General features: G+C 65.1%; 13 protein-coding genes. 4 read left to right on the forward strand and 9 right to left on the reverse strand.

Annotated elements, in window-relative coordinates; genetic code table 11:
• Positions 1-615 precede the first annotated feature (615 nt).
• Both ACN0SE_RS11680 and cysE read left to right on the forward strand, forming a co-directional pair.
• Positions 616-918: a hypothetical protein gene (locus ACN0SE_RS11680; protein ID WP_417524700.1), complete on the forward strand. Its 303-nt coding sequence runs from the start codon at positions 616-618 to the stop codon at positions 916-918.
• Positions 919-1075: 157 nt separating this feature from the next.
• Positions 1076-1885: a serine O-acetyltransferase gene (gene cysE, locus ACN0SE_RS11685; protein ID WP_417524701.1), complete on the forward strand. Its 810-nt coding sequence runs from the start codon at positions 1076-1078 to the stop codon at positions 1883-1885.
• 125 nt (positions 1886-2010) lie between these two features.
• On the opposite strand, the gene ACN0SE_RS11690 is transcribed toward cysE, so the two are convergent.
• From ACN0SE_RS11690 to ACN0SE_RS11730, 9 genes are all read right to left on the reverse strand, one after another.
• A complete protein-coding gene (locus ACN0SE_RS11690; protein ID WP_417524702.1) occupies positions 2011-3921 on the reverse strand; it encodes a beta-galactosidase in 1911 nt (636 codons plus the stop codon).
• Positions 3918-4526 carry a 2-dehydro-3-deoxy-6-phosphogalactonate aldolase gene (locus ACN0SE_RS11695; RefSeq protein ID WP_417524703.1) on the reverse strand — a complete coding sequence of 203 codons (609 nt, stop codon included), beginning with the start codon at positions 4524-4526 and terminating at the stop codon, positions 3918-3920. The genes ACN0SE_RS11690 and ACN0SE_RS11695 overlap by 4 nt, the downstream gene beginning before the upstream one ends.
• Complete coding sequence (locus ACN0SE_RS11700) at positions 4523-5425, reverse strand: 2-dehydro-3-deoxygalactonokinase (protein ID WP_417524704.1); 903 nt, start codon at positions 5423-5425, stop codon at positions 4523-4525. Before ACN0SE_RS11700 ends, ACN0SE_RS11695 begins: the two co-directional genes overlap by 4 nt.
• A 4-nt stretch (positions 5426-5429) precedes the next feature.
• Entirely contained in the window at positions 5430-6200 is a 771-nt protein-coding gene (locus ACN0SE_RS11705; protein WP_417524705.1) for an SDR family NAD(P)-dependent oxidoreductase, read from the reverse strand.
• Positions 6200-7909, reverse strand: coding sequence for an IlvD/Edd family dehydratase (locus ACN0SE_RS11710; protein ID WP_417524706.1), 1710 nt, complete (start codon positions 7907-7909; stop codon positions 6200-6202). The genes ACN0SE_RS11705 and ACN0SE_RS11710 overlap by 1 nt, the downstream gene beginning before the upstream one ends.
• Positions 7906-9990: an alpha-galactosidase gene (locus ACN0SE_RS11715; RefSeq protein ID WP_417524707.1), complete on the reverse strand. Its 2085-nt coding sequence runs from the start codon at positions 9988-9990 to the stop codon at positions 7906-7908. Before ACN0SE_RS11715 ends, ACN0SE_RS11710 begins: the two co-directional genes overlap by 4 nt.
• Complete coding sequence (locus tag ACN0SE_RS11720) at positions 9987-10835, reverse strand: carbohydrate ABC transporter permease (protein WP_417524708.1); 849 nt, start codon at positions 10833-10835, stop codon at positions 9987-9989. Before ACN0SE_RS11720 ends, ACN0SE_RS11715 begins: the two co-directional genes overlap by 4 nt.
• Before the next feature lies 1 nt (position 10836).
• Entirely contained in the window at positions 10837-11763 is a 927-nt protein-coding gene (locus ACN0SE_RS11725) for a carbohydrate ABC transporter permease (RefSeq protein ID WP_417524709.1), read from the reverse strand.
• A gap of 163 nt (positions 11764-11926) precedes the next feature.
• Positions 11927-13165: an ABC transporter substrate-binding protein gene (locus tag ACN0SE_RS11730; RefSeq protein WP_417524710.1), complete on the reverse strand. Its 1239-nt coding sequence runs from the start codon at positions 13163-13165 to the stop codon at positions 11927-11929.
• 143 nt (positions 13166-13308) lie between these two features.
• Between ACN0SE_RS11730 and ACN0SE_RS11735 the strand changes: the two genes are divergently transcribed.
• Together ACN0SE_RS11735 and ACN0SE_RS11740 are read left to right on the forward strand one after the other, a co-directional pair.
• Positions 13309-14094: an IclR family transcriptional regulator gene (locus tag ACN0SE_RS11735; protein ID WP_417524711.1), complete on the forward strand. Its 786-nt coding sequence runs from the start codon at positions 13309-13311 to the stop codon at positions 14092-14094.
• Between the two features lie 33 nt (positions 14095-14127).
• Entirely contained in the window at positions 14128-15189 is a 1062-nt protein-coding gene (locus tag ACN0SE_RS11740) for an ABC transporter ATP-binding protein (RefSeq protein WP_417524712.1), read from the forward strand.
• Positions 15190-15201 lie beyond the last annotated feature (12 nt).

Below are 15201 nucleotides of genomic sequence, written 5' to 3' on the forward strand. Positions count from 1 at the left end.
GTGACGGCACACCGGACGGCTGGGAGCTGTTCCAGTTCCGCGATGCGCAGCTGATCGACAGCGACACCTGGCTGCTCAGCCGCCGGCTGCGCGGCCAGCTGGGCACCGATGCGCTGATGCCGCAGACCTGGCCCGCGGGGTCTTACGTGGTGCTGCTTGACGGCGCGCCGCAACAGATCAGCCTGGCCTCGTCGCTGCGACGGGTGGCGCGGCACTACCGCATCGGCCCGGCACGGCGTCCGGTCAGCGACCCGTCTTACGTGCACGAGGTGCAGGCCTTCGACGGCAACGGCCTGCGCCCCTACAGCCCGGCGCATCTGCGCGGCACCTGGTCCGGCGGCGACCTGTCGCTGATCTGGATCCGCCGCACGCGGGTCGATGGCGACAGCTGGGACCTGACCGACGTGCCGCTGGCCGAGGCGCGAGAGGAGTATCTGGTGCGGGTGCTGGACGCGACCGGCGTGCTGCGCGAGGCGCAGGTCAGCACGCCGGCCTTTACCTAATCCGCCGCGATGCAGGCGGCTGACGGGGCGGGCGCCGGGCTGGCGGTCGAGGTTGCGCAGGTGTCGGACATCTACGGCCCGGGCCTTTTCACGCGCTGGGCGGGCTGAGCCGATGCGGCCGATCCTGCATGGCGACGTGACAGCAGCGGCTCGGGCGCTGCTGCTGGTGCCCGAAAACGCCCGGGAGGCGCTCTGCCGGCGGATGATCGAAGAGGCGGACTTCGCCGACCGCTATGCCAAGCGGCTGGGCCGGCCGCATCACCTCTGGGGAAATGGCACGCTGATGGCCGCGGCGCGCGCGCGGCCGCTGGCGGAGGAACCGGCGCTGGGCGAGGAGCGCTACTGCCGCTGTCTCGAGATGGTTTTCGGACAGTTGCTGGCCTGGCGGGCGGCACGGCGGCGCCCCGCGTCGTGACATCGTGGCCCCTGCGCCGTGCCGCGCATCCCTCTGCAACTCCACAGGATTTTTCAGCCGTTCACGTCTCGAAATGACCGCCATCACAGGTTTGCGTTTGGCCTCGGCGTGCAGCGTGTTATATCTAGCCCAAGGACTACCGCAGACGAGGATGGCCATGGCCCGGACACAAACGCAGTTAGCAGAGGTCGACCCGGTCTGGGCGCGGATCCTCGACGAGGCCGAGAAAGCCGTGGCCGACGAACCGCTGCTGGGCGGGCTGGTGCACCAGAGCGTGCTGCACCACAAAACGCTGGAACGCGCGCTGAGCTATCGGATTTCGCTGAAGCTGGCCTCTGGCGAAATGTCGGAACAGATCCTGCGCGAGATCTGCGACGAGGCCTATGCCTCGGACCCCGGGATCGGCCGCTCGGCGCGGGCCGATATCGCCGCCGTCTTCGACCGCGACCCGGCCTGCCACCGCTTCCTGCAACCCTTGTTGTTTTTCAAGGGCTTCCAGGCGGTGCAATCCTATCGCATCGGTCATTGGCTCTGGCACCAGGGCCGGCGCGACATGGCCTATTACATCCAGATGCGGGTGTCCGAGGTATTCGGCATCGACATTCACCCGGCCGCGCGGATCGGCAAGGGCATCATGATCGACCACGCCCATTCCATCGTCATCGGCGAGACGGCGGTGGTGGGCGACAACGTGTCCATGCTGCACTCGGTGACCCTTGGCGGCACCGGCAAGGAAGAGCAGGACCGCCACCCCAAGATCGGTGATGGCGTGCTGATTGGCGCCGGTGCCAAGGTGCTGGGCAACATTCGTGTCGGCAATTGCTCGCGGATCGCGGCCGGTTCGGTGGTGCTGTCGGAAGTGCCGCCCTGCAAGACCGTGGCCGGCGTACCGGCGCGCATCGTGGGCGAGGCGGGCTGTGCGCAACCGGCGATGTCGATGGACCAGATCCTTAAGTCCGGGGCTTGAAGAAAGCCTCGGAAGTCATTGCATCGCATGAATTACCAAGATGGGCGGCGGACTTTGGTCCGCCGCTTCTTTCGTTGGGGAAAGATGGGCATCCGGTGCCTGAGAAACGCCCCGGAAGCCCTTGATTACACGCGGGTTACCGAGATCGGTGGCAGGCTTCGCCCCGCTACCTCGGCCGCCGTTTCGCTGTAGTTGAACCAGAAGGTCTCCGCCCCGGTCTCGCGCCGGCGCACGCCTTCGGGCATCTCGCAGATCTCCAGCCCGGCCTTGTCGCAGGCCCAGGTCAACACCCGCGCCAAAGCCTTGGCGTCAAGCCAGCCGGTGACATAGGCCAGGGTGCCCTCGGCGATCAGCACAGGTTCGCCGTCGACGCTTTCCTCGATGACCTCGGCCGAGGTCTCAACAAACTCGCGGTAGAGCGTCACCGCGCCGGCGGATTTGAGCGCCACCGGCATGTCGGGCCGCAGGCTCTCGACCCGCGAGACAACTGCGTCGAGCCCCGGCAGCGCAGGCGGCAGCGGCAGCGGGATCGCCATGCTCTCGGTCCGGGCGCCGGTGCGGGGGCCAAGCAGGACCACGGCACCGCTCTCGGCCAGCGCCGCCTTCATCTCGTCAGGCAGATACATCATCCCCGGCGCGGCGATCAGGCGATAGCCCGACACATCGCCGCCGGGCCGCAGGATGTCGATCGACAGCCCCAGCTTGCGCAAGCCCTGATAGGTCTCGAACACCAGGTCGAAATAGCTCAACCCCCGGCCATGCGGCTGGATTTGCCAGGCCCAGTCCGCCTCGTAATCGAAGACCAGGCCCACCGGGGCCTGCTGGACCGCCACGTCGGGCGCCGCTGCCAGTTCCGCCGCCACCGCGCGCGCCTCCACGATCGCCGGGGCGTCCACGCTGTCGGGCCGCAGCAGGCCGGCGTGCATCAGCTCCTGCGCCATCGGCGCCTGGCGCCAGCGGAAGTAACAGACCGCCTCGGCACCATGGGCAAAGGCCTCCCAGGTCCAGAGCCGCACCATGCCGGGCAGGGGCGCCGGGTTGTAGGGGGCCCAGTTCACCGGGCCGGGCTGCTGCTCCATCACCCACCAGCGACCGCGGCCGACGGCGCGGTAGAGGTCGTGGTGAAAGGCCTGAAAATCCGGATCGCCCTGACGGGCATAGGTGCGGCGGTGATCGTCGCTCGCGGTCACCCGGTCCTCGAGAAAGCCCAGGGGATAGCTGTCCCACGAGGCGATATCGAGGTCGTCGCCAACCTTGTAGTGATCGAAATCGGTGATCTTTCCCATGTAGTTATGGGCAATCGGCGCGTCGGAATGCTTGCGGATGATCTCGGCCTGCAGCCGGTTGAAGCTCACCACCTCGTCAGAGGCAAAGCGACGGAAATCCAGGACGTGCGAGGGGTTCGGCTCGGTCACCGTCAGGTTCGGCAGGTCGACCTGCTCGAAACTGTCATACTCCATCGACCAGAAGACATTGCCCCAGGCGGTGTTCAGCGCCTCGATGTCGCCGTCGTTGCCCTGTCCCGGATAGCGCGCGCGCAGCCAGCGGCGAAAGCCCTGCCGCGCGGCCTCGGAATAGGACAGCACGGTGTCGTGGCAGGCATATTCGTTGTCTGTCTGCCAGGCGGCGACATGCGGGTTCCGGCCGTAACGTTTCGCCAATTTTTCAACGATTACAGAACATTCCCGGCGATAGCCTTCGTGACTGAAGCAGTAATGCCGGCGCGAGCCGAACTTGCGGGGCCGGCCCTCGGCATCGACGGCCAGCATGTCGGGATGTCGGTCGACCATCCAGCGCGGCGGCGTGGCGGTGGGCGTGCCCAGCACCACCTTCAGCCCGGCCGCCCCCAGCACCGCGATCGCGTCATCGAGCCAGGCGAAGTCATACTGCCCCGGCTGCGGCTCGAGCCGCGACCAGGCGAATTCGCCGATCCGGACCCATGTCAGCCCGGCCTCGGCCATGCGCCGCGCGTCCTCTTCCCAGATCGCGCGCGGCCAGTGTTCTGGGTAGTAGCAGGTGCCGAGCGTGCGTTTCATGCAGGCTTGCCGGCGTCATAAGCCGCAACGATGGCGCGGGCCTTTTCGCCCACCTCGGCCGCGGTCATGCCGGGCTTGTAAAGCGCCGAGCCGATGCCGAAGCCGGTCACGCCGGCGTCGAACCAGTCGCCGAAGTTCTCGGGGCCGGCACCGCCGACGGCATAGGTTTTCGTGCCCTTGGGCAGCACGGCGGAAATCGCGGCAAGGCCCTTGGCGCCGACCAGAAAGCCGGGGAAGAACTTCAGCCCGTCAGCGCCATGGCGCAGCGCGGTGAAGCATTCGCTGGGGGTGGCGACACCGGGAAAGGACAGCATGCCCAATGCCTTGGTGCGGTCGATGACGGCCGGGTTGCAGTCGGGCGAGACCACCAGCGTGCCGCCGACGGATTTCAGCTCGTCCACCTGCGCTGGCTCCAGAACGGTGCCGGCGCCGACGGTGGCGCGGCCCTTCAGCGCCTCGGCGAGGATGCCGATCGACTTGAAGGGCTCTGGCGAATTCAGCGGCACCTCGATCCGGTCGATGCCGGCCTCCAGAAGGGTTTCGCCGATCTCGAGCACTTCGTCAGGGGTCACACCCCGCAGGATGGCAATGATTTCGCGGCTCATGTGTTGCTCTCCTCATATGCGGCTTTCAGGCCCGCCAGAACGATTTCCGCGCCGTCGGTCTCGCTGACCGAAGCGCCCTGCGGCGCCAGCGCCGCCTTGTACAATTGATTGAGCTTGGGTGCGCCGATCAGAACGATCTCGCGGCCCAGCCAGTATTCCTTGGCCCCGGCGATCTCCAGCCCCATCAGAAGGCCCGAGAGCCGCGCCCGCGAGGTGGCAGCAGAGGTGCCGTCGAGCAGTGACCCGGCGCGCAGCGAGAACAGCCGCGCGGTGAACTTCTGCGGCGCGGACATGGCGTCGCTTACCGCCTCGTCAAAGGCCGCCTGATCCCAGCCGTCGCCCGAGACCGAGTGCCGCAGCACCGATTGGCCCGACAGCAGGGCAAAGATCTCGCCGGTCATGAAGGTGCGGAAGGACACGATCTCCTTCGCGCTGATATGCACCCACTTGGTGTGGGTGCCGGGCAGGCAGAGCACGCCGTCGAAGTCCGGGTTGGCCGCGAGATAACCGGCGATCTGGGTCTCTTCGCCGCGCATCACGTCGGGCGGGCTGGCCTGAGAGACGCCCGGCAGGATCGAGACTTTGAGCCGCGGATCGCTGACCTCCGGCGTGATCGCCTGTGCCACGCCCGGCGCGGTGCAGGGGGTGGTGACATAAGGCGCCTCGGCCCAGCCCTGACGCGCGCCTAGCATGCCGCAGGCGATGACCGGCACCTGGCCGGTCTCTGGCAGGTAGGCCCCCACCAGCCGCAGCAGTTCCGGCTCGAAGCCGTCCCGCTCCAGCGCGCCCATGCCCTTGTCAGACGACACCATCTTGATGACGCCCGTCGCGCCCATCACCCAGGCCCGCAGGTTCGACGTTCCCCAGTCGACCGCGATCCAGCTTGCAAGTTCTGTCATATTCTCAGCCCGTTACAACAACTCCGCCATCCACGACCATGGCCTGGCCGGTCATCATCCGGCTGGTGTCAGACGCCAGAAACAGCACCGCATCGACGATGTCCTGGGGCGCCAGATGATCCTTGAGGCACTGCCGTGAGAGATGTTCGGCCAGCGCCTCCGGCGTGGCCCACATGTCGAGCTGTTTTTCGGTCAGAACCCAGCCGGGGGCAAGGGCGTTTACCCGGATTTTGTCGGGCCCGAACTCGCGCGCGAGCGATCGGGTCATGCCGTTGATGCCGGAATTGGCGGTGGTGTAGCTGACGTAACCGGCATTGCCCATCATGTAGCTGATTGAGGTGAAGTTGATGATCGAGCCGCCGCCGGCCTCGCGCATCCCCGGCATCACCGCCTGACAGGCAAAGAAATAGGCCTTGAGGTTGATCGCCTGCGACCAGTCCCAGAAGTCCTCGGTCACCTCTTCGGCACTGTGGCGCTTGTCATTGGCGGCGTTGTTGATCAGCGCCGTCACCGGACCATGCGCCTCGGACGCCTCGGAGATGCAGGATTTCAGCCGCTCGATATCGGTGATGTCGCACTGCATGTAGAGCGGCCGGCGGCCGTGCTTGGCCTCCATCTCGTCGCAGAAACCGGTGGCGTCCGACCGCTGGACAAAGGCCACCTGCGCGCCCTGGGCCATGAAGCCATCGGTGATCGAGGCACCGATCCCGGCGCCGCCGCCGGTAATGAAGATGCTCTTGCCGTCGAGATCGTGAAAGGTCGCAGTCTGGGTCATCAATGGCTCTCTCGTGTCACGGGGCGGGTGTCCTTGCCCACCAGAAAATCAAGGTCGGCGCCCTGGTCGGCCTGCAGCACGTGGTCGACATACATCTTGGCATATCCGCGGGTGTAGCGCGGCGGATCGGGCTGCCAGTTGGCGCGGCGCTCTGCCAGTTCCTCGTCGGACACCAGCAAATCGAGCGCGCCCTTGCTGGCCGACACGCGGATGCGGTCGCCGGTTTTGACCAGCGCCAGCGTGCCGCCTTCGTTGGCCTCTGGCGAAACATGCAGGATCACGGTGCCAAAGGCGGTGCCGGACATCCGCGCATCGGAAATCCGCACCATGTCGCGCACGCCCTGTTTCACCAGTTTCGACGGGATCGGCATGTTGCCGACCTCGGCCATGCCGGGATAGCCCTTGGGGCCGCAGCCCTTGAGCACCAGGATGCTGTCCTTGGTCACCGGCAGATCGTCGGAATTGATCGTGGCCTTCAGCTCTTCGATGTTCTCGAAGACATAGGCTTCGCCCTCGTGCTCCAGCAGCTCATCGGTGGCCGCCGAGGGCTTCACGATGGCGCCGCGCGGCGCCAGGTTGCCCTTGAGCACGCGCAGCCCGGCGGCAGGTTTCAGCGGTTCGTCAAAGCTGCGGATCACGTCGCGGTTCCAGCATTCGGCACCGTCGGCATAGACGCTGATATCGCAGTCCAGCACGGTCTTCGCCGGGCGCAGCAGGTGCGCCAGTTCCTTGAGGATCACCGGCATGCCGCCGGCGTAGCAGAAATCCTCCATCAGGTACTTGCCCGAGGGCATGCAGTTGACGAGCAGGGGGATCTCGCTGCCGATCTCGAAATCATCGAGCGTCAGGTCGACACCGACCCGGCCGGCCATCGCCAGCAGGTGCACCACCGCGTTGGTCGAGCCGCCGACAGCAGCATTGGCAAGGATGCCGTTTTCAAAGGCTTCGCGGGTCATGATGTCCGACAGCTTCAGCCCTTCCTCGACCATGCCGACGATGCGCTTGCCGGTCATATGTGCCAGCGCCATGCGGCGGGCGTCGACGGCGGGCAGGGCGGCGTTGGTGGGCAGGCTCATGCCCATCGCCTCGACGACGCTGGCCATGGTCGACGCGGTGCCCATGGTCATGCAGACGCCTTTCGACCGGCTCATGCCCGACTCGGCGGCCATGAAATCGGCCAGCGTCATATCGCCGGCACGCACCGCTTCGGAAAACTTCCAGACGTCGGTGCCCGATCCGATGTCCTTGCCTTGCCACTTGCCGTTCAGCATCGGACCGGAAGAGACAACGATTGTCGGCAGATCGACCGAGGCCGCGCCCATCAGCTGGCCCGGCGTGGTCTTGTCGCAGCCGCCCAGCAGCACGACGCCGTCGATGCCATAGGCGCGGATCGATTCCTCGACATCCATCGCCAGCAGGTTGCGAAACAGCATGGCGGTGGGCTTCATCTGGGTCTCGCCCAGGCTCATCACCGGGAATTCCACCGGGAAACCGCCGGCTTCCCAGACCCCGCGCTTGACCCCCTCGGCCAGCTCGCGCAGGCCCGAGTTGCAGGGTGTGAGCTCCGACCAGGTGTTGCAGATGCCGATGATCGGCCGTCCATCAAAGGCGTGGTCGGGGAAACCCTGGTTCTTCATCCAGGAGCGGTGAATGAACCCGTCCTTGTCCAACTTGCCATACCAGGCGCGGTTGCGGCGTTCGTCGCTCATACCAGCGTTCCTTTCACGACCCACATGGTTTCGGGAAAGCTCCAGGGCAGGGTCAGCCCGTGGCTCATCAGATAGGCGCCGCTCAGGGTCAGCGGCTCGGTCTTGATCGCCTGATCGCCGCGCGACAGGCCCGGCGCGTCACCGCGATTGAGCAGTTCGATGCGGTAGTGGCGATCCGGCGACAGCCGGGTCAGGCGCAGCGGGCGCGGGGCGATCTGCGCCGAGGTCTCGGCCTTGCCGGCAAAGACCACGAACTGCCCGCCGCCCTGTTCCAGCTGCTGCTCGGCGATCACCGCCGGGTCGGAACTGTCGAGCCGCAGGATATCGGCGCCGGCCATCCAGTGGCGGTTGTCCTTCCACCAGGCGGTGACCTCGGTCAGCACCTGCGCCTCGTCCTCGGTCAGTTCGCGCGGGTCCATCTCGAAGCCCATGTGCCGTTGCGCCGCCACCCAGGCGCGCATGCGGATGTCGATGGTGCGGCCCGAGGTGTGGCAGGTGCGCGGCCCGACGTGCGAGCCGGTGACCACCATCGGCAGGAAGAGCGCGGCGTTGTGCTGCATCCTCAGCCGTTCGATGGCGTCGTTGCTGTCGGACAGCCAGACCCGGTGGGTGCGCTTGAGGATGCCGAAATCGATCCGCCCGCCGCCAGAGGCGCAGCTCTCGATCTCGACTTTCGGAAAGGCTTCGCGCAGCCGGTCGATCAGCGCATAGGACCCACGGGTCTGCGCCGCATCGGGCATCGGCAGGACGCGGTTGTGATCCCATTTGACATAGTCGATGTCGTTGTCGGCCAGCACCTTGCCGATGCGGTCGAACAGGAAATCGCGCACCTCGGGCAGCGCCATGTTCAGCGCCATCTGCTGCCGGCCGAGGATCTGGTCCTCGCCGCCAAGCGCCCAGTCGGGATGGGCGCGGAAGACGTTGGAGTTTTCGTTGATCATCTCCGGTTCGAACCAGATGCCGAAGCTCATGCCGAGCCCGTGCACATGGTCGATCAGCGGTGTCAGACCCTCGGGGTACTTGCGCGGATCGACTTCCCAGTCCGAGAGCGAGCTGGTGTCGTCATCGCGATCACCGAACCAGCCGTCATCCAGCACGAAACGCTCGGCCCCCAGCGCTGCGGCGCGGTCGGCGATTTCTTTCAACTCTGGCAGGTTGTGGTCGAAATAGACCGCTTCCCAGCAATTGTAATGCACCGGCCGGGCGCGGTCGGGATCGGGAAACTCGACGATCCGGTCGCGCAGGTGGCGCTGGAACGCCACGGCGCAGCCATTGAGACCGTCGTCGGAGAACATCGCGTAAAGCGGCGCGGTGGCGAATTTCGTCGCCGGCGCGGTCTCGATCTGAGTGGCGTGGCCGAATTGCACCTGGCGGCGGCCGTCTGGCAGCTCTTCGGCGGCCATGCGGTGCCCGCCGGACCAGCCGTAGTGAAAGCCATAGGCATGGCCGCTGGCATTGGTGGCGCCGCGGCAGGGCACGATGAGCCCGGGGAAATGTTCATGACCGGTGCGGCCGGTGCGGTTCTCGCGGTAGCGGATGCCGGCCGACCAGGCGGTGCGGTTCATCTGGAACTCGCCACACCAGCGGCCGGCGAAATCGATCATTTCGTCGCTGGCCTGCGGTGCCGGAAAGACCGGGGCCGAGAGCCAGTGCAGGTGCATCGGCTCGGTCGCCTCGATCTCGGCCCGGGCCTCGATCACATGAGTCTGCGGGTCGATCGAGAAATGCGCCCGATAGGTCAGCACCCCGGATTGATCGTTGAAGCTCAGGCTCAGGCTGTCCTCGCCCGCCTCGGCGCTGTCGAAACAGAACTTCGGCAGCACCGGCTGGCCGGATGCATCGCGGATCACCAGCCCGGGCTGGCCCGGGAAACTGCGCGTGGCCTCGGGGCAGATCGACAGCTCCGGGTTGGCATCGAGCATGCCGCCGGTGACGTCGATGGCATGGGCCTGCGCCAGGGTCTCGAGGTTTTCGTCGTCAGGCAGGCGCGGCCCCCAGTAGACCACCTCGGCGAGGTGGCCTTTCTGGGAGGCCAGCACCAGCGTTTGACGACTGTCGTCCAAACGCCAGCTTTGGATCATTTCACGGCTCCGAGTGTGAGGCCTGCAATGAAGTGCCTCTGCATGAGAAAGAACATCAGGACCGGCGGCAGCGCCGCGACGATCGACCCGGCCGAGACAAGGTGCCAGGCGGCGACCCACTGACCGTTGAGCGAATAGAGCCCGGCGGTGATCGGCTGTTGATCGGCGCCCTGGGTCAGCACGGTGGCCCAGAAGTAGTCGTTCCAGATGAAGGTGAAGATCAGCACCGAAAGCGCCGCCAGCGCCGGTTTCATCAAGGGCATGACCACGTACCAGAAGATGCGGATCTCCGAGATGCCCTCGACCCGGGCGGCCTCGATCAGCTCGAAGGGCAGGGCCTTGATGAAGTTGCGCATGAAGAGCGTGCAGAACCCGGCCTGAAAGGCGATGTGGAAGAGCGCGAGGCCATACCAGGTGTTGTACATGCCCAGATCCAGCGTCAGGTCGCGCACCGGCACCATCAGGATCTGGAAGGGCACGAAGTTGCCCGCCACGAACATGAAGAAGATCAACAGGTTTCCCTTGAACTTGTAGACCGCCAAGGCGAAGCCGGTGAGGCAGGAGATGGCCACCGCGCCGATCACCGTCGGGATCGTCACCTTGAAGGAGTTCAGGATGTATTTGCCGATCGGCGTCTGCTTGAAGATCGCGGTGTAGTTCTCGATCAGATTGAAGCTGGTGGGCCAGCCCCAGTAGTTGCCGGCGGTGATGTCACCGGCCGAACGGACCGAGGTCAGCGCCACGGCGATGAGCGGCAGCAGCCAGATGATCAGGGCAATCGGCAGAGCGATGCGATAGGCGATCTGGGTGCCGGTCGACGTCTTTTCGATGGGGGTCGGAAACATCTCAGTGACCTCTCTCGTCGCGGTACATTTTGTAAAGGAAACCAGTGATGTAGACCATCATGATCAGGAAGAGCACGACCGCGATCGCAGCGCCGTAGCCCATGCGGAAGCCGTATTCCGAGAAGGCCTGTTCGAACATGTAGAAGGCCAGCACGCGGGACGAGCCCCAGGGTCCGCCATCGGTCATGATCGAGATCAGGTCGAAGGAGCGCAACGCGCCGATCACCGTCACCACCACGGCGATGAAGGTCGCCGGACGCAGCTGCGGCAGGATCACGTACCACAGCATCTTGACGCCCTTGGCATTGTCGAGCCGCGCGGCCTCGATCTGCTCGGGATCGACGGCGTTCAACCCGGTGAGATAGAGGATCATGCAATAGGCGGTCTGCGGCCAGAGGCCGGCGGCGATGATGCCGTAGGTCACGTAATCCTCATCCGCCAGAACCGCGATCGGCTCGATCCCGAACCAGCCCAGCGCGATGTTCATCAGACCGAAGTTGGGGTCGTAGAACCAGGCAAAGACCAGGCCCACGACGACCTGAGAGATCACGAAGGGGAAGAAGAACAGCGACTTGTAGATCCGGATGCCGCGCACCGTCTGGTTGAGGAACAGCGCCACGAAGAGCCCGCCCGGAATGGCCAGCATGTAGAGTACCAGCCAGATGACGTTGTTCTTGAGCGAGGTATAGAAGGCCTCGTCGTCCATCAGCTCGACATAGTTGTCGGTGCCGACCCAGGTGGCCTCGCCCAGACCGTCCCAGTCGTAGAACGAGATGTTCACCGACTGGAAGATCGGGATGATCACATACATCATGAACATGAAGATGCCCGGTGCCAGGAACAGCCACGGCGCAAGCCGTTGCTGGTTCTGCTTCCACCAGGGCTTTTGCACTGGTGGGTGGGTATCGGGAAGGGCGGGGGCGGTCATGGCAGTACCTCCGGACAACAGCGGTCCTGTCCCGGACCAGATCCGGGACCTCTTGCGAAACGTGTGGGGAAAGCCCCGATCCGGCGGATGCGCCGGACCGGGAACCGGGTCGGGTGAGAGGCCCCGGGTCAGGCCCGGGGCAGGCGGTCACCCTGTGGCGGCGTTACTTGTAGACCCGCGCGCGGACCTTCTCGAGCCGCTCGAGGATCGCGTCCAGCCGCTCGGGCTTGACCATGAACTCCTGGAAACCTTCCATGCCCGCCTTGGCCATCTCGGCCGGGTAGTCGCGGTCAAAGAACTGCGCGATGCCGCCTTCGGTCGAGCTCAGCATCTCGTAGCCAGCCTGCAGGAACTTGTCGTCGCCCACTTCCGAGTTCTTGTTGATCGGCAACTGACCGAGGGTCTTGTTGATCTCGGTCTGCACCTCGGCGCGCGCCAGGTAGGCCAGGAATTTCTTGGCGTCTTCCTTGTTCTTGGCATTGGCCGGGATGTGGATCGTGTCGGTCGGCGCTTCTTCGGCCAGCGGCACGTCGGGGTTGATCACCGGGAACTGGAAGAAGCCGATCTGGTCGTCGGTCAGGCCAGCGTCGCGCAGCGGAGCCACGGCAAAGTTGCCCATCACGTACATCGCCGCATCGCCCTGAACCATCGGAGCCAGCGCTTCCTGCCAGGAATAGGCCGCGTGGTTGTCGATGAAGAAACCGGCGTCGAGCAGCTCTTTCCAGTTGGCAAATGTCGCCTTCACCCGGTCGTCGGTCCAGGCCACTTCGCCCTTGCCCAGTGCCATGTGGAAATCATAGCCGTTGGTGCGCAGGTTGAGGTAGTCGAACACGCCGCCAGCGGTCCAGAGGTACTTGGTGCCGATGGTGATCGGGGTGATGCCGGCCTCTTTCAGCTTGGCACCGGCGGCCTTGAACTCGTCCCAGTTGGTGGGAACGGCCACGCCATGCTCTTCAAACAGGTCCTTCCGGTAGTACACGCCCCATTGGTAATAGGTATAGGGCACGCCCCAGATCTTGCCGTCGATGGTCATCGAACCGACCGAGGAGGCAAGCGTCTCCTTCAGGCCGTGCTCTTCCCAGACATCGTCAACCGGCTCGAACAGGCCGGCGTTGACGTAGGGCAGCATGCGGTTGCCGGCGTACCAGTTGGCCAGATCCGGCGAATCGGCGGTCAGGAAGTTGCGGATCGAGGTCTTGTAGCCTTCGTGATCGAACAGGTTCCAGGTGACCTTGACGTCGGGGTTCTCGGCCTCGAAGCCCTTGATCAGTGCCTCGAACGCCGCCTTGGGCGCGGGGTCAGACGTATCGGTGTTGATCACCAGCTCGCCCGCAAGCGCGGCCGAGGAAATCAGCGTGGACGCCGCCAGCGCCGCCGTCAGTTTCAATGTTTTGTAGAGCATATCTCTCCCTTTCTCCTCCACACAGCAAAATTCCCAAATAATGGAACAAATGTTTTGCATGTTGATCTTTTAGTCCCATACTGCTAAAAGAGTCAAGAATTACTTCAAAGGGCTCATCCCGGAGACAGGAGGCGGTCATTCCGATGAACAAGCAAGTCGCATCAGACGGCACCGTCGGCAAAGCCTTGGAATTGCTGGATATGGTCGTGGCCTTTGGCCGCTCGGTCCGGTTCTCCGAGGTGCTGGAGGTCAGCCCGTACCCCAAGGCGACGACTCACCGCCTGCTCCAGACCCTGACGAATCAAGGCATGCTGGCCTTCGATGACGAGCGGCACGTCTATGTCCCCGGCATGCGCCTGGTGCGCATCGCGCGGCACGCCTGGAACCAGTCGTCGCTGGCGCCCTTGGCGCTGCCCTTCATCCAGACGCTGGCGGCCGACGTGAACGAGACGGTGCACCTGGCGCAGATGGAGAACGGCCGCGTGGTCTTTATCGAAAAGACCACGCCCGAGACCGGCTTCAAGACCATGGCCACCCCGGGCCGCCGCTCGCCGGCGCATTGCACCGGGGTCGGCAAGGTGATGCTGGCCTTCATGGACCCGGACCGTCAGGCCGCGGCGCTGGCCTGTCAGAGCTACGAGAAGTTCACGCCCAACACCCACACCGGCCCCGAGACGCTGCTGCCCGAGTTGGCGCAGATCCGCGAGGACGGCGTGGCTTTTGACCGCGAGGAACACGAAGAGGGCATCATCTCGATCGCAGCCCCCATTCTGGGCGGCTCGAACCGGGTGATCGGATCGCTGTCCGTGGTGACATCGACATTTCGCATGTCACTGGAAGACATAGAGAAATTCCGGCCGGCCTTGCAAAGGACGGCGGCACAGATCGGGGGAGAGGCGGCCGTCTGGCCGTATCCGATCGCACAGTAACCACCAGCCAATTCCCGAGGGAGAGGAACCAGAATGTCAGGTGTCGCACTCAACAGTGCCGTCAAGCGGTATGGAGAGGTCCAGGTGATCCACGGTGTGGATTTGCAGATCGAGGATGGCGAGTTCTGCGTCTTCGTCGGCCCCTCGGGCTGTGGCAAGTCAACCCTGCTGCGGATGATCGCCGGGCTCGAGGAAACCTCCGACGGCCATATTTCCATCGGTGGCCGCGACGTGACCAAGGCCGACCCGGCCGAGCGGGGCGTCGCCATGGTGTTCCAGACCTACGCGCTTTATCCGCATATGTCGGTCGAGGAAAACATGGGCTTCGGCCTCAAGATGAACGGCGTCGACAAGGCGACGATCAAGTCCAAGGTCTCCGAGGCCAGCCGCATCCTCAAGCTTGACGATTACCTTGATCGCAAGCCCAAGGCCCTGTCCGGCGGTCAGCGCCAGAGGGTTGCCATCGGCCGTGCCATCGTGCGCGGCCCCGAGGTCTTTCTTTTCGACGAGCCGCTGTCGAACCTCGACGCCGAGCTGCGCGTCGACATGCGGGTCGAGATCGCGCGCCTGCACAAGGAAATCGGCGCCACGATGATCTATGTCACCCACGACCAGGTCGAAGCGATGACGCTGGCCGACAAGATCGTCGTGCTGCGCGCCGGCCATATCGAGCAGGTCGGCAGCCCGATGGACCTCTACCAGAACCCCGACAACAAGTTCGTCGCCGGCTTCATCGGCTCGCCCAGCATGAACTTCCTCTCGGCGCGGGTGACCGGGCAGGGGGTCGTGGTGCCGGGCCTCGACAACATGGCGGTGCCGGCCACGGTGGCCCTGCCGCCGGAGGGCAGCGAAGTGATCATCGGCGTGCGCCCGCAGCACCTCAAGGTGCGCGAAGCCGACAGCCCGGTGCGCATCGACATCCGCGAACGGCTGGGCGGGGTGGCCTATGACTACCTGATCTCGGCCAGCGGCGAGCGCATCATCGTCGAGACCCGCGGCGACGAGGCGATCCCCGAAGGCACCGGCGTCGCGGTCGAGTTCGACCCGGCGGATGCGATGTACTTCGACGCAAAGACCGAAGCGCGCCTGCGCTGACCGTCACAAGAC

The organism is Marinovum sp., from assembly GCF_048263515.1.
Taxonomy (GTDB): Bacteria; Pseudomonadota; Alphaproteobacteria; order Rhodobacterales; family Rhodobacteraceae; genus Marinovum.